The organism is Pseudomonas sp. Root562 (assembly GCF_001427125.1).
Classification (GTDB): Bacteria; Pseudomonadota; Gammaproteobacteria; order Pseudomonadales; family Pseudomonadaceae; genus Aquipseudomonas.
In genome coordinates this window covers 215,587-238,433 of sequence record NZ_LMGK01000004.1, presented here as the reverse complement: position 1 = coordinate 238,433, position 22,847 = coordinate 215,587, and the positions used below count along the sequence as shown (strand labels likewise).

Annotated in this window: 25 protein-coding genes; 11 read left to right on the top strand and 14 right to left on the bottom strand. The window is 58.1% G+C overall.

Going from position 1 to position 22,847, the window contains the following annotated elements; translation table 11 throughout:
- The first annotated feature begins 81 nt into the window (after positions 1-81).
- Positions 82-1,206, top strand: coding sequence for a GNAT family N-acetyltransferase (locus ASD60_RS05960; RefSeq protein WP_056853103.1), 1,125 nt, complete (start codon positions 82-84; stop codon positions 1,204-1,206).
- 140 nt (positions 1,207-1,346) lie between these two features.
- On the opposite strand, the gene ASD60_RS05955 is transcribed toward ASD60_RS05960, so the two are convergent.
- The 4 genes from ASD60_RS05955 to ASD60_RS05940 all read right to left on the bottom strand — a co-directional run bounded on the left by ASD60_RS05955 (position 1,347) and on the right by ASD60_RS05940 (position 5,574).
- Positions 1,347-3,179, bottom strand: a complete 1,833-nt coding sequence (locus tag ASD60_RS05955) for an ABC transporter ATP-binding protein (RefSeq protein ID WP_056853102.1) — start codon at positions 3,177-3,179, stop codon at positions 1,347-1,349.
- Between the two features lie 92 nt (positions 3,180-3,271).
- Positions 3,272-3,829 (bottom strand): peptidylprolyl isomerase, encoded by a 558-nt coding sequence (locus ASD60_RS05950; RefSeq protein WP_056853101.1) that lies wholly within the window; start codon positions 3,827-3,829, stop codon positions 3,272-3,274.
- A 3-nt stretch (positions 3,830-3,832) separates the two neighbouring features.
- Positions 3,833-4,636: an alpha/beta fold hydrolase gene (locus tag ASD60_RS05945; RefSeq protein WP_056853100.1), complete on the bottom strand. Its 804-nt coding sequence runs from the start codon at positions 4,634-4,636 to the stop codon at positions 3,833-3,835.
- A 14-nt stretch (positions 4,637-4,650) separates the two neighbouring features.
- Positions 4,651-5,574, bottom strand: coding sequence for a LysR family transcriptional regulator (locus tag ASD60_RS05940; protein ID WP_056853099.1), 924 nt, complete (start codon positions 5,572-5,574; stop codon positions 4,651-4,653).
- 50 nt (positions 5,575-5,624) lie between these two features.
- Here ASD60_RS05940 and ASD60_RS05935 point away from each other — a divergent pair, with 50 nt between their 5' ends.
- The 4 genes from ASD60_RS05935 to ASD60_RS05920 all read left to right on the top strand — a co-directional run bounded on the left by ASD60_RS05935 (position 5,625) and on the right by ASD60_RS05920 (position 8,343).
- Entirely contained in the window at positions 5,625-5,954 is a 330-nt protein-coding gene (locus tag ASD60_RS05935; RefSeq protein ID WP_056853098.1) for a hypothetical protein, read from the top strand.
- Positions 5,955-6,104: 150 nt separating this feature from the next.
- On the top strand, positions 6,105-6,704 hold the full coding sequence (locus ASD60_RS05930; protein WP_056853097.1) for an FMN-dependent NADH-azoreductase: 600 nt from the start codon (positions 6,105-6,107) through the stop codon (positions 6,702-6,704).
- Positions 6,705-6,967: 263 nt separating this feature from the next.
- Positions 6,968-7,846 carry a carboxylate/amino acid/amine transporter gene (locus ASD60_RS05925; RefSeq protein ID WP_056853096.1) on the top strand — a complete coding sequence of 293 codons (879 nt, stop codon included), beginning with the start codon at positions 6,968-6,970 and terminating at the stop codon, positions 7,844-7,846.
- Positions 7,843-8,343 carry a MepB family protein gene (locus ASD60_RS05920; protein ID WP_056853095.1) on the top strand — a complete coding sequence of 167 codons (501 nt, stop codon included), beginning with the start codon at positions 7,843-7,845 and terminating at the stop codon, positions 8,341-8,343. The genes ASD60_RS05925 and ASD60_RS05920 overlap by 4 nt, the downstream gene beginning before the upstream one ends.
- Before the next feature lie 21 nt (positions 8,344-8,364).
- On the opposite strand, the gene ASD60_RS05915 is transcribed toward ASD60_RS05920, so the two are convergent.
- A complete protein-coding gene (locus tag ASD60_RS05915; RefSeq protein ID WP_056853094.1) occupies positions 8,365-9,663 on the bottom strand; it encodes a mechanosensitive ion channel family protein in 1,299 nt (432 codons plus the stop codon).
- A gap of 192 nt (positions 9,664-9,855) precedes the next feature.
- Here ASD60_RS05915 and ASD60_RS05910 point away from each other — a divergent pair, with 192 nt between their 5' ends.
- A complete protein-coding gene (locus ASD60_RS05910) occupies positions 9,856-11,196 on the top strand; it encodes a DEAD/DEAH box helicase (protein WP_056853093.1) in 1,341 nt (446 codons plus the stop codon).
- A gap of 165 nt (positions 11,197-11,361) precedes the next feature.
- Here the strand turns inward: ASD60_RS05910 and ASD60_RS05905 are convergent, their stop codons facing one another.
- A complete protein-coding gene (locus tag ASD60_RS05905; protein WP_056853092.1) occupies positions 11,362-11,637 on the bottom strand; it encodes a hypothetical protein in 276 nt (91 codons plus the stop codon).
- Between the two features lie 69 nt (positions 11,638-11,706).
- Entirely contained in the window at positions 11,707-12,438 is a 732-nt protein-coding gene (locus ASD60_RS05900) for a DUF899 domain-containing protein (RefSeq protein WP_056853091.1), read from the bottom strand.
- A gap of 172 nt (positions 12,439-12,610) precedes the next feature.
- Here ASD60_RS05900 and ASD60_RS05895 point away from each other — a divergent pair, with 172 nt between their 5' ends.
- Positions 12,611-13,000, top strand: coding sequence for a hypothetical protein (locus ASD60_RS05895; protein WP_056853090.1), 390 nt, complete (start codon positions 12,611-12,613; stop codon positions 12,998-13,000).
- A 121-nt stretch (positions 13,001-13,121) separates the two neighbouring features.
- On the opposite strand, the gene ASD60_RS05890 is transcribed toward ASD60_RS05895, so the two are convergent.
- The 3 genes from ASD60_RS05890 to ASD60_RS05880 form a co-directional block, all read right to left on the bottom strand.
- On the bottom strand, positions 13,122-13,991 hold the full coding sequence (locus ASD60_RS05890; RefSeq protein ID WP_056853089.1) for a DUF6279 family lipoprotein: 870 nt from the start codon (positions 13,989-13,991) through the stop codon (positions 13,122-13,124).
- Positions 13,992-14,068: 77 nt separating this feature from the next.
- Positions 14,069-14,791, bottom strand: coding sequence for a TorF family putative porin (locus tag ASD60_RS05885; RefSeq protein WP_056853088.1), 723 nt, complete (start codon positions 14,789-14,791; stop codon positions 14,069-14,071).
- Positions 14,792-14,998: 207 nt separating this feature from the next.
- Positions 14,999-15,187: a hypothetical protein gene (locus tag ASD60_RS05880; protein ID WP_017337097.1), complete on the bottom strand. Its 189-nt coding sequence runs from the start codon at positions 15,185-15,187 to the stop codon at positions 14,999-15,001.
- Between the two features lie 348 nt (positions 15,188-15,535).
- Here ASD60_RS05880 and ASD60_RS05875 point away from each other — a divergent pair, with 348 nt between their 5' ends.
- The 4 genes from ASD60_RS05875 (at position 15,536) to ASD60_RS29620 (ending at position 18,708) form a co-directional block, all read left to right on the top strand.
- A complete protein-coding gene (locus tag ASD60_RS05875; protein ID WP_056853087.1) occupies positions 15,536-16,372 on the top strand; it encodes a CvfB family protein in 837 nt (278 codons plus the stop codon).
- A 150-nt stretch (positions 16,373-16,522) separates the two neighbouring features.
- Positions 16,523-17,455 (top strand): DMT family transporter, encoded by a 933-nt coding sequence (locus ASD60_RS05870; protein WP_056853086.1) that lies wholly within the window; start codon positions 16,523-16,525, stop codon positions 17,453-17,455.
- 91 nt (positions 17,456-17,546) lie between these two features.
- Positions 17,547-18,440 carry a putrescine utilization regulator PtrR gene (gene ptrR, locus ASD60_RS05865; RefSeq protein ID WP_056853085.1) on the top strand — a complete coding sequence of 298 codons (894 nt, stop codon included), beginning with the start codon at positions 17,547-17,549 and terminating at the stop codon, positions 18,438-18,440.
- A gap of 139 nt (positions 18,441-18,579) precedes the next feature.
- Positions 18,580-18,708 carry a PA1414 family protein gene (locus ASD60_RS29620; RefSeq protein WP_007914492.1) on the top strand — a complete coding sequence of 43 codons (129 nt, stop codon included), beginning with the start codon at positions 18,580-18,582 and terminating at the stop codon, positions 18,706-18,708.
- 138 nt (positions 18,709-18,846) lie between these two features.
- On the opposite strand, the gene ASD60_RS05860 is transcribed toward ASD60_RS29620, so the two are convergent.
- The 4 genes from ASD60_RS05860 to ASD60_RS05845 form a co-directional block, all read right to left on the bottom strand.
- Entirely contained in the window at positions 18,847-19,098 is a 252-nt protein-coding gene (locus ASD60_RS05860) for a phosphopantetheine-containing protein (protein ID WP_056853084.1), read from the bottom strand.
- Between the two features lie 194 nt (positions 19,099-19,292).
- On the bottom strand, positions 19,293-20,672 hold the full coding sequence (locus ASD60_RS05855) for a sodium:solute symporter (protein ID WP_056853083.1): 1,380 nt from the start codon (positions 20,670-20,672) through the stop codon (positions 19,293-19,295).
- Between the two features lie 187 nt (positions 20,673-20,859).
- Positions 20,860-22,371: a purine-cytosine permease family protein gene (locus tag ASD60_RS05850; RefSeq protein ID WP_236708412.1), complete on the bottom strand. Its 1,512-nt coding sequence runs from the start codon at positions 22,369-22,371 to the stop codon at positions 20,860-20,862.
- A 51-nt stretch (positions 22,372-22,422) separates the two neighbouring features.
- On the bottom strand, positions 22,423-22,845 hold the full coding sequence (locus ASD60_RS05845; protein WP_056853081.1) for a YybH family protein: 423 nt from the start codon (positions 22,843-22,845) through the stop codon (positions 22,423-22,425).
- Positions 22,846-22,847 lie beyond the last annotated feature (2 nt).

Genomic DNA, 22,847 nt, shown 5'->3' with positions numbered 1-22,847 from the left:
TGTCGTCGAATTGATCGTGTGCAACGGATGGCGATGGGCGATACTCGCAAAGCTTCATGCCATCGATGAGAGAGATGTGTAATGCCGTTGCAGCGCCTGCAAAGTCTGTCTGAAATCACTGCGCAAACATGGGATGCGTTGGTACCCGAGACACAACCATTTTTGTCTCACGCGTTCCTGAGCGCATTGGAGGACAGCGGCAGCGTCGGACCTCACTCCGGTTGGCAACCCGAGCATTTGTTGCACACCGAAGGTGATCGACTGATCGCCGCATTGCCCAGTTACCGCAAATGGCATTCCTACGGCGAGTACGTGTTCGATCACGCCTGGGCCGATGCCTGCGAACGCGCGGGCATCGATTACTACCCCAAGCTTTTGACCGCAGTGCCTTTCAGTCCAGTCAGCGGGCCGCGTTTGTTGGCGGCCACAGTGGAGGACGGTTCCGAATTGCTGAAAAGCCTGCCGGGTTATCTGGAGATCGAACAACTCTTGAGCGCCCACATCAATTTCACAGACCCGTTCACTGACGCCGCGCTGGCCGAGCAGCCGGGCTGGCTGCAACGTGTCGGCTGCCAGTATCACTGGCAAAACCGCGGCTACCGGGACTTCCAGGATTTTCTCGATGTACTGAGTTCACGCAAGCGCAAACAGATGCGTAAAGAGCGGGAACAGGTGGCGGGGCAGGGTTTCGATTTCGAGTGGCTCGAAGGTCGTGAGTTGAGTCAGGTGCAGTGGGATTTTGTCTACGCCTGCTACGCCAACACCTACGCAGTGCGTCGGCAACGGCCCTACCTGACGCGAGCGTTTTTCAGCCTGTTGGCCGAACGCATGCCGCAATCGATCCGCGTCGTTTTTGCCAAACAAGGTTCACGGCCGGTAGCCATGGCTTTCAGCCTGGTGGGGGGCGACAGTTTTTACGGCCGTTATTGGGGATGCCTGGCAGAGTTCGATCGCCTGCATTTCGAGACCTGTTTCTATCAGGGCATGGACTACGCAATCGCCAACGGCTTTCAACGCTTCGATGCGGGTGCTCAAGGCGAGCACAAATTGATTCGCGGGTTCGAACCGGTGATTACCCATTCCTGGCATTACCTGCGCCATCCAGGCCTGAAAGCGGCGGTTAAAGACTTTCTGCAACAGGAGCGGCTGGGGGTGTTGGCGTATGCCGAAGAAGCGCGGACAGCCTTGCCTTACCGGCAGGCGTAATTGGCAAGGAGTCTTTGTGGGAGCTGGCTTGCCAGCGATAGCGGAATATCAGTCAACATCAATGTTGAATGTGAATCCGTCATCGCGGGCAAGTCGAATCGTCGCACCGTCGCTCCCACAGGGGTCATGGTGATCTGAAGTTAATCGATCCCGACAAACCCACCCGTCTGATGCTGCCACAGCCGCGCATACAACCCACCCAATGCCAGCAATTCGGCATGGCTGCCGGTTTCGGCAATCTTGCCGTTTTCCAGCACCACCAGGCGGTCCATGCGGGCAATGGTCGAGAGCCGGTGCGCGATGGCAATGACGGTTTTGCCCTGCATCAGGGTCTCGAGGCTTTCCTGGATTGCCGCTTCGACTTCCGAGTCCAGTGCCGATGTGGCTTCGTCCATGATCAGAATCGGCGCGTCCTTGAGCAGCACGCGAGCGATGGCGATGCGCTGACGCTGGCCACCGGAGAGTTTCACACCGCGTTCACCGACGTGGGCATCGAAACCGACACGGCCTTCAGCGTCCGAAAGCATTGGGATAAAACCATCGGCCCGTGCCTTGTGCACAGCTTCCCAGAGTTCGCTATCGGTGGCGTCGGGTTTTCCGTAAAGCAGATTGTCGCGGATCGAACGGTGCAGTAACGACGTGTCCTGGGTGATCATGCCGATGCGTTCACGCAGGCTTTCCTGACTGACATCGGCGATGTTCTGGCCATCGATGAGAATCTTCCCGCCTTCCACGTCATAGAGACGCAGCAGCAGGTTGACCAGCGTTGATTTGCCGGCACCGGACGGACCGATCAGGCCGATCTTCTCGCCGGGTTTGATCGTCAGGTTGAGCCCGCCGATGATCCCGCTCTGTTTGCCGTAGTGGAAATCCACGTCTTCGAAACGCACTTCGCCACGGGCCACGGCCAGGGGTTTGGCCTGGTCTCGGTCGGTGACGCTGACCGGTTGCGAGATGCTCTGCAGGCCGTCCTGAACCATGCCGATGTTTTCGAAGATGCCGGTGACCACCCACATGATCCAGCCGGACATGTTGACGATGCGGATCACCAGCCCGGTGGCCAGGGCGATGGCGCCCACGCTGATCAGCGACTGCGTCCAAAGCCACAGGGCCAGGCCGGTGGTGCCGACGATCAACAGGCCGTTCATGCTGGTGATCACCACGTCCATACTGGTGACGACGCGGCCGGCCAGTTGGGCCTTTTCGGTTTGTTCCTTGATCGCTTCGCGAGCGTATTGCTGTTCGAAGTTGGTATGGGCAAACAGCTTCAGGGTGGTGATGTTGGTGTAGCCGTCGACGATCCGCCCCATCAGTTTGGAGCGCGCATCGGAGGACACCACCGAGCGTTCCTTGACTCGCGGTACGAAGTAATACAGTGCACTGATGAACGCCACGATCCACGTCAGCAGCGGGATCATCAGGCACCAGTCGGCTTCGGCAAACAGCACCAGCGAGCTGATCGCGTAGATCAGCACATGCCACAGGGCGTCCACCGCTTGTACCGCTGAATCGCGCAAGGAGTTGCCGGTTTGCATGATGCGCTGGGCGATACGGCCGGCGAAGTCATTCTGGAAAAAATTCAGGCTCTGCTTGAGCACATAGCTGTGGTTTTGCCAGCGAATCAGGCTGGTCATGCTCGGGCTCAAGGTCTGGTGCACCAGCAGATCATGCAGGCCGACGAAAATCGGCCGCAGGACGAGCGCCACCACCACCATCCAGGCCAGTTCAAGGCCGTGTACCTTGAAAAAGTCAGCGTTGGGTGTGCCTTGGGCCAGGTCGATGATGCGGCTCAGATAGCTGAACAGCGCGACTTCGATCAGCGCGCCGAACAGGCCGACGATCAACAGGGCGACGAAACTTGGCCAGACCTGTTTGAGGTAATAGGTATAGAAGGGCAGGACGCGATCCGGCGGAGCGGCCGAAGGGGCGTCGCGGAAGATGTCGATCAGTTTTTCAAAACGGCGATAAAGCATCGGTGTTTACCCGTTAACGGGCTCTCCTTTGAACGGATTGAGCGTTGCCGACAGAGCCGGCAACCGCTCGGACATCCTTGTCCAGCTTGGTTTCAGTCGATGCGCTTGGCCGACTTGATGAACACCGGATCTGCCGGTACGTCTTTCATGCCGCTGCGAACGGTGGTAGGCGAGTTGACGATGATGTCGACCACATCCATGCCTTTGACGACTTTGCCGAACACCGCGTAGCCGTCGCCCTGGTCGAGGAAGTCGTTGTCCTTGACGTTGATGAAGAACTGGCTGGTGGCAGAGTCCGGCACCGAGGTACGGGCCATGGACAAGGTGCCACGCACGTTGACCAGGCCGTTGTTGTGCTCGTTCTTGATCGGCGCCTTGGTTTCTTTTTGTTGCATTTGCTGGGTGAAACCGCCGCCCTGGACCATGAAGCCCGGAATCACACGGTGGAAAATCGTGTTGTTGTAGAAGCCGCTGTCAACGTACTCAAGAAAGTTCTTGGTACTGATCGGAGCCTTGACCGGGTCCAGTTCGATTTCGATCTGGCCGTTGGTGGTTTCCAGCAGAACATGCGGCGCCTTGGCAGGCGTTGCGGCCATAAGGTTGGCGGCAAACAGAACGGAACCAGCGGCGAGGACGATTTTTTTCAGCATGGGTCAGAGATCCTGATTGGTGGTGTCGACTGCGGTGAGAAATTCGAGCAGTGTCTGGTTGAAGCGTTCGGGTTGATCCATCGGAGTGGCATGACGCGAATCGGCGATCACTGCCAGCCGCGCATCAGGCAACAGTTTTACGTAGTTTTCCTTCAACGCGACCGGAGTGTAGTCACGGTCGGCGCTGATGATGAGGGTTGGACAGGACACCTTCGACAAGCGTTCCTGAACACCCCAACCGACAATGGCATCGAAGCTGGCGAGATAAGCATGTTTGTCGTTTTTTGCCCAGCGCTCAGCCATCTTTTGTCGTAAATCTGCCTGCTCGGGTTTGGGGAACAGCTTGCCGCCCAAGGCCTTGCCGATGGTGCGCAGACTGAGCACGCGCATCAGGCTCCAGCGTTTGAACCATTGCCAATAGTCGTCACGGCTGCGTAATTTGACCTCCGGCGCGCTGTTGACGATGCACAGGCTTTTAAGCAGTTGTGGCTGATCGACCCCGAGTTGAAAGCCGATCATGCCCCCCATGGAAAGTCCGACATAATGTGTCGGACCCAGCTTCAGATGCTCCATCAGCGCGATCAGGTCGGCGCTGAAGCCGGCAATGCTGTAACGCTCGCGGGGTTTGTCGGAGCGACCGTGGCCGCGTACATCCGGGACGATCACCCGATAGCGTGCAGCCAGCGCGGGTATCTGTTTTTCCCAGTCCAGCGTGCTGGAACCCAGCCCGTGGACCAGCAGCAACGGCGTGCCGTGACCATATTCCTCATAGTGCAGGTTGCATCCTTCATGTTCGAAATAGGCCATGCATACACTCCGTGTCAGGCTTGTTCGGGGGCGGCGAACGGTGCGTCCAGTGGTGCAGTGTCGAAGGTGCGCAGCAATTCGACGAGAATCTGTGTGGCTGGCCCGAGGGGTTTGTCTTTGTTCGAATACAGATAGAAGCTCGGGTTACGGCTGCCGCCCTGATCCAAAGGTAGCAGCTTGAGCGTGCCTTCCTTGAGTTCTCGTTCGATCATGTGCCTGGGCAACCAGGCGAACCCCAGGCCGCTGCCGACGAATGTCGCGGCGGTGGCCAGGCTGCCGACCGTCCAGCGCTGTTCGGCGCCGAGCCAGCCGACGTCCCGTGGTTGCTGGCGACCGGAGTCCCGGATGACCACTTGCATGTGGCTTTCCAGATCCTGGAAGCTCAGTTCGCGGTTAAGGCGATGCAGGGAATGTTCCGGGTGGGCGACCGCGACGAATTCGACGTCGCTTAATTCCGCACCCAGGTAGCCCGGAATGCTGAACCCGGTGATCGCCAGGTCGGCGACGCCTTCGAGCAGGACTTCCTCCACACCTGATAGCACCTCTTCGCGCAATCGCACCCGGCAACCTCGGCTTTGCGGCATGAAGGCGGTCAACGCGCGGACGAGGCGAGCGCTCGGATAGGCGGCGTCGACCACCAGGCGCACTTCGGCTTCCCAGCCTTGCTCCATATGGTGAGCCAGGTCTTCGAGCTGACTGGCCTGTTTCACCAGTTGCCGGGACCGTCGCAACAGCACGCCGCCGGCTTCGGTCAGCACTGCTTTGCGCCCGTCGATGCGCAGCAATGGCACGCCAAGCTGATCCTGCATCCGCGCTACGGTGTAGCTGACGGAGGATTGCGAGCGATGCAGCGCTTCGGCGGCCTGGGCGAAACCACCGTGGTCGACCACGGCTTGAAGTGTTCGCCATTGATCAAGGGTCACGCGGGGCGCTTTCATGATGTGCTCCTCTTGTCCTAAGCTGGGCAGTTCTTATTGGAGACTGCTCAATGAAAAAAATGTGTTGTCTGGTATCAGGTTGCGTACTGCTGAGCCTGTTGCCGCTGACTGCGTCTGCTTACCCGATCGATGTGAAAAAAGACCTCAATGGCCTGAAGATCGATTACGAAACCTTCGACACCGATAGCGATATCGGCTCCATTCGGGTGGCCAACTATGGCGATGTCGATGCCAGCTGCAAGGCGGTTTTCAGCAACGGCCCGGAAGCTCCACGCACCCGAAAGATCGATGTACCGGCTGGCAAACACAAAAACGTCACCGCCAAGTTCAGCCGCAACATCATCAAACTGCGCATCGAGCTGAGCTGCACCCCGAAATGACACCGAACGGAGCAAACCTGACGGGCATGCTCCGCTTATAAACGAATTTATTGATGGGTTATAGCAATTATTTGCGCTTTTTCATCGATATGACTCTGTTTAACCTTCACTCCATCGACTTACAGCATTCTCAGATGGAGCCTACATCCCATGTCCCGCGTTCTGATCATCGAAAGCAGTGCCCGTCAGCAAGACTCGGTTTCCCGTCAACTGACCCAGACGTTCATCAAACAATGGCAAGCCGCTCATCCGCAGGATCAGATCACGGTTCGTGACCTTGCCGTCAACCCGGTACCGCATCTGGACATCAACCTGCTGGGTGGCTGGATGAAGCCCGCTGAACAACGCAGCGACATCGAACAGGTTTCGCTGGAGCGGTCTAACCAGCTGACAGACGAATTGCTGGCCGCAGACGTACTGGTGATGGCCGCGCCGATGTACAACTTTGCAATTCCCAGCACCCTCAAAGCCTGGCTGGACCATGTGCTGCGCGCCGGCGTCACCTTCAAATACACAGAAACCGGGCCTCAAGGTCTGCTCAGCGGCAAGCGCGCTTATGTGCTGACGGCGCGCGGCGGTATCTATGCCGGCAGCACGGCGGATCACCAGGAACCGTACCTGCGTCAGGTCATGGGCTTCATCGGTATCCACGATGTGACATTCATCCATGCCGAAGGCATGAACCTGGGTGGCGACTTCCAGGAGAAAGGCCTGAACCAGGCCAATGCCAAGCTATCGCAAGTGGCCTGACCTGTTAATCGCCAGATAATCGCTCGATGGTCTAGTGACCTGGCGCAACCCTTCAAGCCTGTACGCGCATCGAACCTCCCTTTGCACTTATTGCTCCTGAGTGCCGTAGCCCGATTGAACGCTTTAGCGAGATCGGGCTTTTTTTTGCCTGCGATTTGATGGGGTGGCATAAAAGCCCGCTTCCACAGGTTTTTGTATTGTTTGACTGGTCGCGATCATTGGCAAAACCCGCTATCGTCGCCGCCATTCGAAACGAGGCGAGCATGGGCTATCTACTTTTTGTCACGCTGATCCAGGCGTTTTCCTTCAGTTTGATCGGTGAGTACCTGGCCGGTCATGTCGACAGTTACTTCGCGGTGCTCGTGCGCGTGCTGCTGGCGGGGCTGGTGTTCATTCCGTTGACGCGCTGGCGTTCGGTGGAACCGGCGTTCATGCGCGGCATGCTGCTGATCGGCGCGTTGCAGTTTGGTGTGACCTACGTCTGCCTGTATCTGAGCTTTCGCGTGCTGACGGTGCCGGAAGTGTTGCTGTTCACCATCCTCACGCCCTTGCACGTGACCCTGATCGAAGATGCCCTGAACCGTCGCTTCAATCCGTGGGCCTTGATCGCGGCCCTGGTGGCGGTCGCGGGCGCCGCGGTGATTCGCTTCGACCGGATCAATCCCGACTTCTTCATGGGGTTCCTGCTGCTGCAGCTGGCCAACTTCACCTATGCCGCCGGGCAGGTGCTCTATAAGCATCTGGTCGCACGACACCCGAGTGATCTGCCGCATTATCGGCGCTTCGGCTACTTCTACCTCGGGGCACTGGCCGTGGCGTTGCCGGCGTTCCTGCTGTTCGGCAAACAGAATTTCCTACCCGAAGCACCGTTGCAATGGGCTGTGTTGTTGTTCCTCGGCCTGGTCTCGACCGCATTGGGGCTGTACTGGTGGAACAAGGGCGCTTGCCTGGTCAATGGCGGGACGCTGGCAGTGATGAACAACCTGCATGTGCCGGTGGGGTTGCTGATCAATCTGCTGATCTGGAATCAGCATGAGCAGCTGGGGCGGTTGTTGCTCGGTGGCTCTGTGATTTTGATGGCGGTCTGGATCAGCCGGTTGGGCGTCAGGCGAGAAGTGTTGCCGTTGCGGAGTCGGACATGAAGGGCTTGATCGCCGCCATTGAGCAGATCTACAAGCGCGCAGGTTTGGCGTTGACGGATGAAGCGCGGCGCGAGGAGGAAAGTGCCGAGTATGGCGCCTTCCGTTTCGGCCTCGATGGCCAGGCGATCGTCTTCCGGGTGGCGAAAACCACGCCGACCAAGATTGGCCAGTTCGTCACGTTGTGGAAACGGCCAACGCCGACCAGCGAGATTGCACCACTCGATCGCGACGATGGTATCGCCTTTGTGGTGGTGAGCGTTGGCGATGAAACCCATGACGGCCAGTTTGTGTTTGACCGGGAGATATTGGCTGCCAAAGGTGTCATGTCGATTGCCGGCGAAGGCGGTAAGCGAGCGATTCGCGTGTATCCGCCGTGGTCCCGGCCCGTCGCCCGGCAAGCTATCAAGACGCAGCAGTGGCAGCTGAAGTATTTCCTCGCTATTGACCCGAGCGGAAATGCCGACCCCGTGGATGTGCGGCGACTCTTCAAAACCTAGCCACTTGACCTGTTGAACCCCTTACATACGGTTTTTTTCCGGCTCGGGAATGTGGCTTGAACCCAGCAGGGCCGGCAACAACCCGGCCCGCAAGTCGCCGCCACTGGGCTGCTGATAAAGGCTCAAGCCAAACTCCGGCAGCACCGCCAGCAAGTAGTCGAAGATATCCCCCTGGATCCGCTCGTAATCGGCCCACGCCGTGGTTCGGGTAAAGCAATAGATTTCCAGCGGAATGCCCTGTGCCGTGGTCTGCATCTGCCGGACCATGCAGGTCATGTTCGGCTGGATCTGCGCGTGGCTTTTCAGATAGGCCAGTGCATAGGCGCGGAACGTGCCGATGTTGGTCATGCGTCGGCGGTTGGCCGACATGGCGGCGAGGTTGCCTTGGGCTTCATTCCACGCTTTGAGTTCGGCCTGCTTGCGGGACATGTAGTCGGTCAGCAGATGCACCTGCGCCAGTTTCTGCTCTTCTTCATCACGCAAAAAACGCACACCGCTGGCGTCGATGAACAGACTGCGCTTGATCCGGCGGCCGCCAGAAGCCTGCATGCCGCGCCAGTTCTTGAACGATTCGGACATCAGGCGCCAGGTCGGGATCGAGACGATGGTCTTGTCGAAGTTCTGCACCTTGACCGTATGCAGCGTAATGTCCACCACATCGCCATCGGCGCCGACCTGTGGCATCTCGATCCAGTCACCCACCCGCAGCATGTCATTGCTGGTGAGCTGCACACTGGCGACGAATGACAGCAGCGTGTCCTTGTAGACCAACAGGATCACCGCCGACATGGCACCCAAGCCTGACAGCAGCAACAGCGGTGAGCGATCGATCAGCGTAGCGACGATGATGATCGCGCCAAATACGTACAAGACCATTTTCGTCAGTTGCACATAACCCTTGATCGAGCGGGTGCGGGCGTGTTCGGTGCGGGCGTAGATGTCCAGCAAGGCATTGAGCAGCGCGCTGATCGCCAGGATCAGGAACAGCACGGTGAATGCCAGCGCCACATTGCCGAGGAAAATCATCGCGGTTTTACTCAGTTCCGGCACCAGGTGCAGGCCGAACTGGACTACCAACGACGGCGTCATCTGCGCCAGGCGTTGAAACACCTTGTTGTGACGAAAGTCGTTGATCCAGTGCAACGCAGGCTGGCGGCCAAGCATTCGGCTGGCATGCAGGATCAGGTAGCGCGCCACTCGTCCGAGCAGCAGCGCTATGACCAGCAGCATTGCCAGTGCCAGGCCGGCATGCACGACGGGATGTTGATCGAGTGCACCCCAAAGGTCTTGGGCGTTGAGCCAGAGCTGTTTGATATCCATGGGTAAAAACGATTCTTCTGTGAGACGCGACGGGCGATTAGAGCATTTAAGACGCTTTGTATTACCTTCGGAGACAAATCAGGCAACAAAAAAGCCACTGTTTACTGTCGTTTGCATAAAGAAACTCGGCCTCGGCGCTCGAAACCGTTACCCTATGCAGCTGATTTTTTGTATTTCTTCGAGGTAGCACCCGTGTTTTCCCAATTCGCCCTGCACGAACGCCTGCTCAAAGCCGTGGCCGAGCTGAAATTTGTCGAGCCAACGCCTGTGCAAGCAGCGGCCATTCCGCTGGCGCTCCAAGGGCGTGACCTGCGGGTGACAGCGCAAACCGGTAGCGGCAAGACCGCTGCGTTCGTTTTGCCGATCCTCAACCGCCTGATCGGGCCGGCCAAGATCCGCGTCAGCATCAAGACCCTGATCCTGCTGCCAACCCGTGAACTGGCCCAGCAGACCCTGAAAGAAGTTGAACGCTTCTCGCAGTTCACTTTCATCAAATCCGGCCTGATCACCGGCGGTGAAGACTTCAAGGTCCAGGCCGCCATGTTGCGCAAGGTGCCGGACATACTGATCGGTACGCCCGGGCGGATGATCGAGCAATTGAACGCCGGTAACCTCGACTTGAAAGAAGTTGAAGTGCTGGTGCTCGACGAAGCCGATCGCATGCTCGATATGGGCTTCGCCGATGACGTGCAGCGTCTGGTCGATGAGTGCACCAACCGTCAGCAGACCATGCTGTTCTCCGCTACCACGGGTGGCTCCGGTCTGCGCGAGATGATCGCCAAGGTCCTGAACAATCCTGAGCACCTGCAGCTCAACGCGGTCAGCCAGCTGAACGAAACCACCCGTCAGCAAATCATCACCGCTGACCACAACCAGCACAAAGAACAGATCGTCAACTGGTTGCTCGCCAACGAGACCTACCAGAAGGCCATCGTGTTCACCAATACCCGGGCGATGGCCGACCGTATCTATGGTCGTCTGGTGGCTCAGGAATACAAAGCGTTCGTGCTGCACGGCGAGAAAGACCAGAAAGATCGCAAACTGGCGATCGACCGGCTGAAGCAGGGTGGGGTGAAAATCCTCGTGGCGACCGACGTCGCCGCTCGCGGTCTCGACGTGGACGGCCTGGATCTGGTGATCAACTTCGATATGCCGCGCAGCGGCGACGAATATGTACACCGCATCGGTCGTACCGGCCGCGCTGGCAACGATGGCCTGGCCATCTCGCTGATCTGCCACGGCGACTGGAACCTGATGTCGAGCATCGAGCGCTACCTCAAGCAGAGCTTCGAGCGCCGCACCATCAAGGAAGTCAAAGGCACCTACGGCGGACCGAAAAAGGTCAAGGCTTCGGGCAAGGCCGTCGGCGTGAAGAAGAAAAAGACCGACGCCAAGGGCGACAAGAAGAAAACCGCCGCCAAGACCCCGACCAAACGCAAGAGCGTCAATCGCCCGAAAAGCGATTCGCTGGTGAGCAAGGACGGTATGGCCCCGCTGAAACGTCGCAAGCCGGAAGCACCGGCGGCTGAATAAAGCGCCGTAGCGTTCTGGAAATACCCGGACAAAGTCCTGATTCTCTTCACCTAAGGACGAACATTGTACTTGTGGCGAGGGAGTTAGCTCCCTCGCCACAGGTTGCTGACGTTCTCTTACGTGAACAGCATCAAGGGCAAAGCCCGGGTTTTTTTATGTCTGTTTTCAGCTGTCGGCCTTCTTCTCTGCCGTTCCCAGCTCTTTCAAACGCTGATCGATCAACTGGCACTTGTCCGGCAGGTCTTTCGCAGCCGTTCCCAGGTCCATTTTTTGCAGCTCATCGTTGATTTCCTTGGCCTTGGCCGGGTTCTGTTCGGTGAGCCTGGTGACTTCCTTGGCCAGTTGTTCGCGTTTGGCTGTGGCCTCTTCGGGCGTACAGGCCCAGGCAGGCAGTGCGCAAGCGAGGGTGGCGGCGAGGGTGAGCTTGAGCAGGTTTTTCATGTGTCAGGCCTCAGTTCCGGTTAAGGCGGGTTAACCGGTTGAGGCCTCAAGCATGGAAAAAGTTCAGATTCACCCATGGCAGCAAGTTGCCGGCGCATTATCGTCATATTTATCGTGATGCTTCACCCACTCCATGATCTCCTCTTCATTTCGCCCCTTGGGCGTCAAATCCAGGTAGTTGTAGGCACCCACCAGCATGTCCAGGCCTCGGGCATAGGTTGAGTAGGTGTGAAAAATTTCGCCATCCTCGTTGCGATAAAACACGCTGAGGCCCGGAAGTTCTTCCTCGGAGCCGTCAGTTTTTTCGTAGTTGTAGGTGGCCTTGCCGGCGGCGACATCTTCAGCTCTGGCCGAGACGCCAAAGTCGTAGTTGAAGTCGCAGCCCTCTGACGAGACCCAGTCAAACTTCCACCCCATGCGTCGCTTGAATGCCTGGAATTCGGCGAAAGGTGCGTGGGAAACCGCCACCACTGCAACGTCATGGTGGGCCAGGTGCTGATTGGCGCCATCGATGTGGTCGGAAAGAAACGAACAACCGGGGCAACCTTCGTCCCAGCCCTCGGCGAACATGAAATGGTAAATGATCAACTGACTGCGGCCGCCAAACAGGTCGGCGAGCTTCAATTCGCCGTTCGGACCTTGAAAGTGGTAGTCCTTGTCGATTTTCACCCAAGGCAAGGCGCGGCGTTCGGCGCTGAGTTTATCCCGTTCCTTGGTGAAGGCTTTTTCGTGGGCCAGGTGTTGCTTGCGGGCGGCGAGCCATTCTTCCCGCGACACGACGGGATGGTTCTGAACGTTCATTGTTTTTTCTCCTGCGTGGGGCTGGGAGTGACTTACACAGCCTAGTCGTTTGGCATGCCTGGAATTCGACATGCCGCCGGTCGGTCGGGCTGAAAAATCCAGGGTGAACGGCCGCCCGGCCTGCCGGTCACACACTATGAAGCCCCCACTCACGGGCACCGGAGGTTGCAGGATGACGACTTATAACTGGGATTTGATCGAGCGCTTGCTGCACGAGGTGCAGCGCGGCGAAGCCAGCTTTACCCCACGGCCCTATGCCGAGCAATACGCAGCAGAAAAGGCGTCGGAGGGTGAACAGACAGAGAACCTTGACCATCTGAAAGCGGTGGCGGGCGAATATGAAAAGCTCCTGCTGGAGCGGGGCTACATCGAACCTCGGCCTGAGGAACAGGGCGGCACCGGTGCCAACTACATTCTGACGCCCCGGGGCTCGAGTTTATTGAGCCTGATCGACAGCAGCATTCCGGGCAATGAGCATCCTCGGCAAGTGCTCGATGAACAGGAAGATGCGCTGGATGAGCTGACGTTCGATGAGGTGGCGTCCAAGGCGCAGATTGCCTGATCTTCTGCGATAGCGTGTTGGAGTACGCTTGCTCGCGATAGCGGTGGAGAAGTCGATATTCGCGTCGACCGACCCACCGCTATCGCGAGCAGGCTCGCTCCTACAGTAAATAAGTGCTTTGTCAGTTTTGTTTTGCAGCTTTCAGGCACTTCAGATCACTGAAGTCTTTCTTCACGCCTTCAATCTTTGTCAGCAGCCGTTGACGTTGTTCCGGCGTGCTTTCTGCCATCAGGTCGACAAACAGCGAACGCGCTTGCGCTTCGGTTTTGGCAAAGGCCTGCCGATAAGCCGGTGTCCACAGGCGTTCTCGGTCGACCAGAAGCGTCTCGATTCGCTGTGGGAATTCTGGGCTCTGACGTTGGGCTACCGCTGCGCTGAATTGCTTTTGCCAGTGAGCACGGTTGGCAATCCACTCCGTATTCTGGTCGCCCAAGGCATTCGACCACGCCGCTACTCGTTGCCGCTGGGCCTGACTGAGTGGTCCGAGCCAGTCATTCAGGCGCTTTTCCATGCGTTCGCCGCGATCCTTGATCTGCTGATCAAGGGAGGGGTTTAGGTATTTCTCCTGACGTTTGCGCTGGTCTTTGGCGAACGCCTCGTTCATCTCTGCCACCTGTTTGTCATCCAGCCCCCGCAGCAACTGGACCGCTGACGGAGTGATTTCCCGCGCGGTTTCGGCGATCGCCTGCTTGGCTTCGGTGGCGCGGTCCTGCAGTGCGGCATCGGTGACCTGATTGCTGGCGACCATGTTTTGCAAGCGGTCCAGCCAGTCAAGGTAGCCGGGCATTTGCGTGGAGCAGTGCCAACTCAAATGTTCCTTGAGGCGCTCGTTAAACCAGCCTTTCTGCTCGCCGTTCATGTCCAGGTAATCGCTGAGCGTCCAGGGAATGATCACATCGAGGTTGCGATAGGCCAGGCCCATGCGACTGCACGCGCCCAGGGTCAGGCTGCAGATGAGTGCACAGGCGATGTATTTTAACCAGCGAGACATGGGCGAATCCTTGCGAAGGCCTGGCTTCGGAATCTGATTCTCATGTGAACGCAAGAGGAGGCCGGCAGTTCAGCCGATCAATAGAAGCTGCGTTCGGCCTTGAGTGTGACAAGTCCGTCACACTGGTTGTTGTGCCCGGAATAGGCTGAACAAGTGCTGCCGCTGAGGCTGGAATCACTGTAGATCAGGTCAAGGTCGATTCCCATGAAGGGGCGGGACAACTTCACCGACCAATCAGTGAAACTGCCTACGTAACCACCGTCCACAGCCACCGGAGTATTCAACTGGTGGGTGGTGTATTTCATACTGATCCCGATGCCGAAGGGCTCATTGCCGCTGAGATTGGCGAACAGGGTGCTGTTCTGTTTGTCCGGGTCGTTGCTCAACGCAACGCCGAAACGGCTGCCCAGCAAGGTCAAGCCTGCGAACAGTTCCTGACTGTCGAGGGTTTCCACTTCGGGATAGCTGTAATGAATGATGCCCACTTCGTAACCGAGCGTTTGGTCGAAGGGCTGTTTAAAGCCTGCGTAGGAATCGATTTCGAGATTTTTCCCGGGACTGATTCCCATGCTGGGTGACCATTGGCCGAAGTAGAAACCGCTGTCATGGGTCAGGTCCAGGCCACCATGGAATGAACCGACGGCGGAAGGTTTGACCAGACCCTGGGCCATGCTGCGAGCTGGGTTGGTACCGAGTTTCAGGTCGAAATCGCCCAGCTCGCGCTGAAAAACCTGACCTTGGGCAACGGAGCACGCCAGTAGACCGCCGAGTAGTAAGCAAAGGCAGGAGAGTTTTTGCATGCGTCACTCCATGAACAGCGAGTGCAGGCGGTTTGGCCTGCTGAAACGCTTGATCTAGACGCGTGCAAGGATACCGGCGAATGACAGGCATCGAGGGCCGTTCGTCGATTTTTACGAGATTGGTGATGTTGGGGGGAGGCTATTGCAGAGTTCCAGTCCAGACGCTTCGAAGCTCAAAGCGCCCAGGGACCAGGTAAGGCGTGGTTTTTACTTTTTGCCCAGCGTGATCTGCTTGGACGGGCCGAACGTCTGGCCGCTTACGCCTTTGGCAATTTGCTGGATTTCACCGCCGGATTTGAGGAATGCAGCGATCTGGTTATTGATCGATTCGCTGGTTTCGACGGCTGGAGCTGGCTTTGCTTTGCTGTTGGATGCTTTTACGCGCATGGCGGCCATTAACCTGTAGAAAATTAACTTGGCCAGGCATCGTACAGGAAATGCCTGCAATTTGCTTGGCAAATATCCCCTGAAGCATTCGATGTACAGGAAAAATAAACGGCGGTTAATTGTTGGAGTTTTTTCCTAAGTCGCTGTTTTAAATAAAAACAGCTCTCGAAAAAGGCGTTTTATGCGCTGCTTGGGGCGCCATGAAAGTGGACAGATCGATCAGACGAGCGGCCAGTGGTCGTGGCCGAACCCAGAAAAATTGCGGCCTTCAGAGGTTTTTCTCCCACCACCGGACCGCCCACCGAACGCGGCCCGCAAAACCGGGTAGAATGCCGCCACGTAATGAGGGTATTGGACATGGCTTTAGTCGGGCGTTACAACAGTTTGCAAGTGGTTAAACACACTAACTTCGGTTTATATCTGGACGGTGGTGCGGACGGCGAAATTCTTTTGCCGAATCGTTATATTCCAAAAGATGTTCCAAGCGAAGATGAAGACTGGCTAAACGTATTTGTATATTTGGACAGCGATGACAAACTCATCGCAACAACTGAAAAGCCGAAAGTTCAAGTCGGTGAATTCGCCAGTTTGAAAGTTGTTGAAGTCAACAGCATTGGGGTGTTCCTGGATTGGGGCTTGCCCAAGGATCTGTTGCTGCCGTACTCGGAAGAAAAGCGTCAGATGTCAGCGGGTGAATACGCCGTGGTGCACGTCTATCTCGACAAACACACTCGCCGCATCACCGCGACGGCGCGTCTGGACCGCTACCTGGACAAAACTCCGGCCAACTACACGCCCGGCCAGGAAGTTGATCTGCTGGTTGCCGAAGCCACGGACATGGGCTTCAAGGCAATCATCAACAACAAGCACTGGGGCCTGATCCACAAGAACGAAATCTTCAAGTTCATGCGCGCCGGCAAAGAAGAGAAGGGCTTCATCAAGGAAGTTCGTGCCGATGGCAAGATCAGTCTGAGCCTGCAACCGGTTGGCCAGGAAGCGGCGAGCAGCCTGAACTCGAAGATCCTCGCCAAGTTGCGTGAGAACAACGGCACTTTGCCAGTCAGCGACAAAAGCGACCCAACCGTTATCAGCAGCATGTTCGGTGTCAGTAAAGGCAACTTCAAGAAGGCCATTGGTGCGTTGTACAAGAACGGCCAGATCGTCATTCATGCCGATCGTATTGAACTGAGCTGATTGCTGCTTGTAGTCAACACTTCAGGGTGTTGCCTGCGAGGTCACCCTACAGCCTGAAATCCGCCCCGGCACCGCTTGGCCAACAAGCAGGCCGGGGCTTTGCTTTAACTGTCGAGCCACCGCCATGTTTTGTGATGTCGAGGTTTCAAGGTGAGCGCCACCCGGCGCAGCGCCGATGGATTTGCCCTGCAGGTGATGCTGGGGTTGTGCCTGGTCTGGGGTGTTCAGCAGGTGATGATCAAGTGGGCGGCACCCGACATCGCGCCGGTCATGCAGGCGGTAGGGCGGTCGGGCATGTCTGCATTGCTCGTAGGATTGTTGATCTGCTGGAAGGGCGGTTGGGACCAGGTCGGCTCCACGTGGCGCGGCGGGCTGTTGGCCGGTGCCTTGTTTGGCCTGGAGTTTTTCTTCATTTCGGAAGGCCTGCAACTGACCACTGCAGCGCACATGTCGGTGTTTCTTTATACCGCGCCGATCTTCACGGCGTTGGGCGTGCATTGGTTATTGCCCAGTGAGCGTTTACGGCCGGTGCAATGGCTGGGGATTATTCTGGCATTCATCGGGATCGGCATCGCGTTTGCCGGTGGGGTTTCGTGGGATAACCTCGATCGCCGCATGCTGCTCGGTGACGCGCTGGGCGTACTGGCGGGTGCGGCCTGGGGCGCGACGACAGTAGTGGTGAGGGCTTCGCGGCTGTCTGAGGCGCCCGTGACACTGACGTTGTTCTATCAATTGGTAGTCGGGTTTGTCGGCCTGCTGTTGATCGCGCTGCTCAGCGGTCAAATCACCCATGTCAGCCTGACCACCGTGGCGGTCACCAGCGTGCTGTTCCAAGGTGTGGTGGTGTCGTTCTTCAGCTATCTGATCTGGTTCTGGCTGCTGCGCCGTTATCTGGCGGCAAACCTGGCGGTGTTTTCGTTCATGACGCCGCTGTTCGGTGTCACGTTCGGCGTGTTGCTCTTGGGCGAAGAGCTGAGCCTGAACTTCGTGATTGGCGCGGTCCTGGTGTTGTTGGGCATCACCTTCGTCAGCGCTGAGCAGTGGGTTCGCCGCCGATTGCGCAGGGCGCTGGGTCAAAGCTGAGCGAGAAGACAGGCAACCGTCAGGCCGGGATTGATTGACTTTCTTCATGGATGAACAATAGTGGCTGACTTGTTCATTTTTGGAGAAAGGTGTGGAATTCAGTCAGTTGCGGATCTTCCAGGCGGTGGCGGAGGAAGCCTCCATCACCCGTGCCGCCGAACGCCTGCACCGGGTGCCATCCAACCTGTCGACACGGCTCAAGCAACTCGAAGAACAACTCGGCGTTGAATTGTTCGTACGCGAGCGTCAGCGGCTGCAGTTGTCGCCTGCGGGAAAAGTCCTGCTGGACTACACCGCCAGGTTGTTCGCCTTGCACGACGAAGCCCATGCAGCGGTGCAGGGCGGTCAACCGGCCGGCGACTTCGTTCTCGGCACCATGTACAGCACTGCTGCGATTCATCTGCCGGCGTTGCTGGCCCGCTATCACCGGCGCTACCCGGCGGTGAACCTGCAAGTGCAGTCCGGACCCAGCGGTGAGCTGCTGGAAGGTTTGCTCACCGGCCGCCTCGATGCGGCACTTGTGGATGGGCCGCCAGAGTTGGCAGTGATCGACGGCGTGCTGTTGTGTGAGGAACGACTGGTGCTGATCAGCGAAGCCGACCACCCGCCGGTGCGTAGCGCGCGTGACGTGGAAGGGCGTTCGGTATTCACCTTTCGCCAAGGGTGCTCTTATCGGATGCGCCTGGAGTCCTGGTTCTCTCACGATCACGCGGCCATGGGCCGGGCGATGGAAATCGAGTCCTACCCGGGGATGCTCGCGTGCGTGATTGCCGGCTCCGGCGTGGCATTGATGTCGGAGTCGATGCTGGCCAGCCTGCCGGGGCGTGAAAGCGTAGCGGTGCACCCGCTCCCCGAGCCTTTTGCCAGCGCAACCACGTGGCTGATGTGGCGCAAGGGCATGGTGGGGGCCAACCTGAATGCGTGGATCGAGGAACAGCAAGCGGTCTATCCGTCGGCGCAAAGCCAGGCCCGGGCGATTGCATGATTTAATGGCGCTCGATTGTGATCCATTCAGTAACAGATCATTGCCACTTTGGGCGAGCATTGCTCAGGACTTCGGACTATTATCAGTGCGAAGGGGCTACAGAATTTTGGCCGCTCGGCACTACCCTGAAGGGGGCATCATGAAAGAGAAAATCCAAAATTGGCTGCACGACCTGGGTGTCGCACTCGGTCTGATCGAACCGCCTCTGCAACCTGTGCCCATCCGTACGGACGACGAACAGCGTCGACGCCAGCAGCGCCGCCGGTAGTCCTGCAGGAGCGAGCACGCTCGAAGTGGACGTTGACAATGCTGTCGGCTGCCTGAAAGTACGTGGCGCTTGGAGTTTTTTGCGAGCAGTTTCGCTGCTACAGGTGCGCGTACAAGGCATAGGGCGGTGATCAGGCTGTCAATGCCGCCCGATCTCAATTAAAAACCGACTCAGGTCATTTGCCGTTCTGGCGGTCTTGAGCATCGTGTCTTCTTCGGCGGTAAAAGCCGTCAAACCGAATTCATCTTCCAGATGGAAGATCAAATCTTCGATATCCGCTTTATCCAATCCCAACTGCGACAGACTGGCGTTGTCGTCGAAATCATCCCGGCCTTCCAGCAAGCGGCTGATGAATTGATGCACGGCGGCACGCACGGCTGCTTTGTTCATGGGGACACGCCAAATCGATTGTCGTCCCTGCTGGATGGGTTCCTGGTATTGAGTACAGCAGGCTTGCGCCATGCTGGCGTTACCACTCGTCAATCACGTGGCTCTTCATACGACATTTTCTCCAGGTGAAAAAAAACGGGTGAGGCAACCGACGCCACACCCGTCGAAGAAAACATCAATTCGTTGTGTTCAGCTTAGGCGGCGCTGGCCAGTGTCACCGGACGACGGGACAGCAGGCTGACCACGACGAAGCTCACCAGGCCAACAGCCAGGCTGTAGTAGATCGGGGTGTTGGCATCCAGACCGTCCTTGACCATGAACACCAGCGCAGTGACGAAGCCCAGGCCCATGCTGGCGATGGCGCCGGCGGTGGTAGCGCGTTTCCAGAAAATCGCACCGATCAATGGGATCAGCATGCCGCCTACCAACAAGTTGTAGGCCAGGGTCAGGGCGCTGATCACGTCGTTCACCACCAGGGCGATCCCGAGTACCACGATACCGGTGAGCATGGTGACCAGGCGGTTCAGGCCCAGGCTCGATTGCTTACCGCCACGCAGTTTCGGCAGCAGGTCTTCGGTCAGGGTGGTGGCAGCGGCGAGCAGGCCGGCGCTGGCGGTGGACATCATGGCCGCGAGTGCTGCAGCGATTACCAGACCGCGGATACCGTCCGGCAGGGACAGTTTCACGATGGCGGCGAAGGCGTTGTTGACGTTGTCCAGATCCGGAATCAGTACGTGTGCAGCCATTCCGATCAAGGCGCAGGCCAGGCCGTAGAGGATGCAGTAGATACCGGCAGCGGTGCCGGCAACCTGAGCGACTTTGGCGGTCTTGACGGTGAACACCCGCTGCCAGATGTCCTGACCGATCAGGATGCCGAAGAAGTAGATCATGAAGTAGGTGATGATGGTGTCCCAACCAATGGTGGTGAAGCTGAAGCTCGCCGCCGGCAGTTTCAACACCAACTCATCCCAACCACCGACGCGGTACAGGCAGATCGGCAACAGGATGAACATCAGGCCAACGGTCTTGATCACGAACTGGACGATGTCGGTCAGGGTCAGCGACCACATGCCGCCGATGGCCGAGTAGACCACTACCACACCACCACCGAGCACTACCGAAATCCAGAACGGCAACCCGAACAGCACTTGCAGCACGGTGCCGATCGCCAGGATCGAGGTCACGCCGATCATCAGTGCATAGGCCAGCATGATCACCGCGCTCGCCGAGCGGGCCATCGGGTTGTAGCGTTTTTCCAGCACCTGGGTAACGGTGTAGATCTTCAGTTTCAGCAACGGCTTGGCGAGGAACAGGTTCAACGCCACGATCCCGCAACCCAGGGCTGCGCACAGCCAGAAACCGGAGATGCCATGCACGTAGCCCAGACGCACGGTGCCCACGGTGGACGCGCCGCCCAGGACGGTGGCCGCCATGGTGCCCATGTACAGGCTAGGGCCGAGATTGCGACCGGCAACCAAAAAATCTTCGTTGGTCTTGGCCTTGCGCATGCCGTAGTAGCCGAGTATCAGCATCGCGGCGGCGTAGATGAGTACGACGAATAAATCCAAAGCCATGATGGCGTGTCTCCGATTGTCTTTTTTATGTGAGGCTGAAAATCAATTCCTGGGAATGTATTGCTGTAGGAGCGTGGCTTGCCCGCGAATGGGGTGCCGCGGTGAGTCAGCCTGACCGCGTCATCGTTCTTCGCGGGCAAGCCTCGCTCCTACAGGTCATGCGTTGTCCACAGGTTCGTGCGTTTTTTCAGGCGACTTGCCGCATCGCCGGTTTAACGAGCGGGTCCGTGCTCTTGCTGCGTGAATCGTTCGGGCCGAACACCGCGTGCGCTTCCGGGAACATCTTGAGCAACATCAGGTACACCACCGAGGCCAGGCCCAGTGTCACCGGCAGGCTGATGTCGATGCCATCGGCCAGGTTGCCCAGCGGACCGACAAACTGCCCCGGCAGGTTGACGAAGCACAGGCCGACGGCCGCGCTCGGGATCCAGGCGCCCATGCCACGCCAGTTCCAGCCGTGGGTGAACCAGTAGCGGCCACCTTTCTCGCCACGGGTGAACACTTGCAGGTCATCCGGGCAGTAGAAACCGCGACGCGTCACCAGGCCGATGATCATGATCACCATCCATGGCGTGGTGCAGGTGATGATCAGTACGGCGAAAGTCGACACGCTCTGCACCAGGTTCGCCGCGAAGCGACCGATGAAGATGAAGGCAATCGACATCACACCGATCAGCAGCGTGGCCTTGACCCGCGACAACACCCGTGGGAACACGCTGGACATGTCCAGCCCGGTGCCATAAAGCGACGTGGTGCCGGTGGACATGCCGCCGATCACCGCAATCAAACACACCGGCAGGAAGAACCAGGTGGGCGAAACCGCCAACAGCCCGCCGACATAATTGTTGGCCGCAATGTAGTCCGGTGCCTTGATCGCCACGATCGTCGCGGTGGCGAGGCCGAACAGAAACGGAATCAGCGTCGCCAGTTGCGCGGCGATCACCGCGAGCATGATCCGGCCTTTCGGCGTTTCACGCGGGATGTAGCGCGACCAGTCGCCGAGGAACGCACCGAAGGAAATCGGATTGCTCATGGCAACCAGTGCTGCGCCGATGAACGCTGCCCAGAAACCAGCCTGACCCATGGCCACGGTACCTGCGTACTGACTGTCGAACGCCGGGGCGAACGCGAAGATGCCCAGCAGGAACAACAGGCTCGCCGCCCACACCGCGATGCGGTTGACCCACAACATGAAACGGAAACCGTAGATGCACACCGTCAGCACCAGCAGCGCGAACAGACCGTAGGCCAGGCCCAGGGTCAAGTCGGTTTCCGGCAGGTCGACCAGGCGTTTCGCGCCGCCCACCAATGCGTCCCCCGAACTCCAGACAGAGAGCGAGAAGAACGCGATAGCGGTCAACAGGGACAGGAAGGAGCCGACGATCCGCCCGTGCACGCCGAAGTGTGCACCGGAAGACACCGCGTTGTTGGTGCCGTTGATCGGACCGAACAGGCCCATCGGCGCCAGGATCAGCGCACCGAGCACGACGCCCAGCACAATCGCCCAGACGCCCGCCTGGAAAGACAGGCCGAACAGAACCGGGAAACTGCCGAGCACGGCGGTGGCAAAGGTGTTGGCGCCGCCGAAGATCAAGCGAAACAGGTCGCTGGGCCGGGCGGTGCGCTCATTGTCCGGAATCTGTTCGACCCCGTTTGTTTCGATGCTAAGGCTTTTTTCTTTGTTGTTGTTATTCATGATCTGCTCCGATCATAAAGGCGCGCTCATCGTGTGTGAGCGTCACCTGTTTGGCTAAGGGGGTGGCAGCCCTTCCGGCATTGCGGACAAATGTTCGTGACAGGCCAGCCATAGGCCTTGTTGTTCTTGGCCAGACGCTTGTTTCTTGAAAACAATCGTCTCGCGCTCCTGGCTGAAGTGTTGCTCCCCTTGCATGCGCAGCTCGGTGGCAACGTCATGAATGAAAATCGCCACGTCACCCTGTAGGCTGACGAAGGCGTTGCTCGACGTGCACGACAGCACCTCGAAGCCATCCTCGGCACGCCAGCTGTCCCACAACGCCTGGTAGGCATCGCGCGACAGCAGCGGCTGGCCGAGGGTGTAGAAAACAAAGCTGGCATCGGCGCTGAACGCACCGAAGTAGGCTTCTCGATCGTTACGGGCGAAGGCGGCGACCAGATCGGCCGCCGCGTTCAAAACCTGATCACGTTCGTTCATGA

What these genes read in the sequence shown, in the direction of transcription:
- ASD60_RS05875 (WP_056853087.1), top strand. Translation starts at nt 15,536, where the DNA reads ATGGCTTTAGTCGGGCGTTACAACAGTTTGCAAGTGGTTAAACACACT.
- ASD60_RS05940 (WP_056853099.1), bottom strand. Translation starts at nt 5,574, where the DNA reads ATGAAAGCGCCCCGCGTGACCCTTGATCAATGGCGAACACTTCAAGCC.
- ASD60_RS05860 (WP_056853084.1), bottom strand. Translation starts at nt 19,098, where the DNA reads ATGAACAAAGCAGCCGTGCGTGCCGCCGTGCATCAATTCATCAGCCGC.
- ASD60_RS05920 (WP_056853095.1), top strand. Translation starts at nt 7,843, where the DNA reads ATGAAGGGCTTGATCGCCGCCATTGAGCAGATCTACAAGCGCGCAGGT.
- ASD60_RS05930 (WP_056853097.1), top strand. Translation starts at nt 6,105, where the DNA reads ATGTCCCGCGTTCTGATCATCGAAAGCAGTGCCCGTCAGCAAGACTCG.
- ASD60_RS05855 (WP_056853083.1), bottom strand. Translation starts at nt 20,672, where the DNA reads ATGGCTTTGGATTTATTCGTCGTACTCATCTACGCCGCCGCGATGCTG.
- ASD60_RS05915 (WP_056853094.1), bottom strand. Translation starts at nt 9,663, where the DNA reads ATGGATATCAAACAGCTCTGGCTCAACGCCCAAGACCTTTGGGGTGCA.
- ASD60_RS05950 (WP_056853101.1), bottom strand. Translation starts at nt 3,829, where the DNA reads ATGCTGAAAAAAATCGTCCTCGCCGCTGGTTCCGTTCTGTTTGCCGCC.
- ASD60_RS05845 (WP_056853081.1), bottom strand. Translation starts at nt 22,845, where the DNA reads ATGAACGAACGTGATCAGGTTTTGAACGCGGCGGCCGATCTGGTCGCC.
- ASD60_RS05955 (WP_056853102.1), bottom strand. Translation starts at nt 3,179, where the DNA reads ATGCTTTATCGCCGTTTTGAAAAACTGATCGACATCTTCCGCGACGCC.
- ASD60_RS05900 (WP_056853091.1), bottom strand. Translation starts at nt 12,438, where the DNA reads ATGAACGTTCAGAACCATCCCGTCGTGTCGCGGGAAGAATGGCTCGCC.
- ASD60_RS05890 (WP_056853089.1), bottom strand. Translation starts at nt 13,991, where the DNA reads ATGTCTCGCTGGTTAAAATACATCGCCTGTGCACTCATCTGCAGCCTG.
- ASD60_RS05905 (WP_056853092.1), bottom strand. Translation starts at nt 11,637, where the DNA reads ATGAAAAACCTGCTCAAGCTCACCCTCGCCGCCACCCTCGCTTGCGCA.
- ASD60_RS05885 (WP_056853088.1), bottom strand. Translation starts at nt 14,791, where the DNA reads ATGCAAAAACTCTCCTGCCTTTGCTTACTACTCGGCGGTCTACTGGCG.
- ASD60_RS05895 (WP_056853090.1), top strand. Translation starts at nt 12,611, where the DNA reads ATGACGACTTATAACTGGGATTTGATCGAGCGCTTGCTGCACGAGGTG.
- ASD60_RS05880 (WP_017337097.1), bottom strand. Translation starts at nt 15,187, where the DNA reads ATGGCCGCCATGCGCGTAAAAGCATCCAACAGCAAAGCAAAGCCAGCT.
- ASD60_RS05925 (WP_056853096.1), top strand. Translation starts at nt 6,968, where the DNA reads ATGGGCTATCTACTTTTTGTCACGCTGATCCAGGCGTTTTCCTTCAGT.
- ASD60_RS29620 (WP_007914492.1), top strand. Translation starts at nt 18,580, where the DNA reads ATGAAAGAGAAAATCCAAAATTGGCTGCACGACCTGGGTGTCGCACTC.
- ASD60_RS05935 (WP_056853098.1), top strand. Translation starts at nt 5,625, where the DNA reads ATGAAAAAAATGTGTTGTCTGGTATCAGGTTGCGTACTGCTGAGCCTG.
- ASD60_RS05960 (WP_056853103.1), top strand. Translation starts at nt 82, where the DNA reads ATGCCGTTGCAGCGCCTGCAAAGTCTGTCTGAAATCACTGCGCAAACA.
- ASD60_RS05945 (WP_056853100.1), bottom strand. Translation starts at nt 4,636, where the DNA reads ATGGCCTATTTCGAACATGAAGGATGCAACCTGCACTATGAGGAATAT.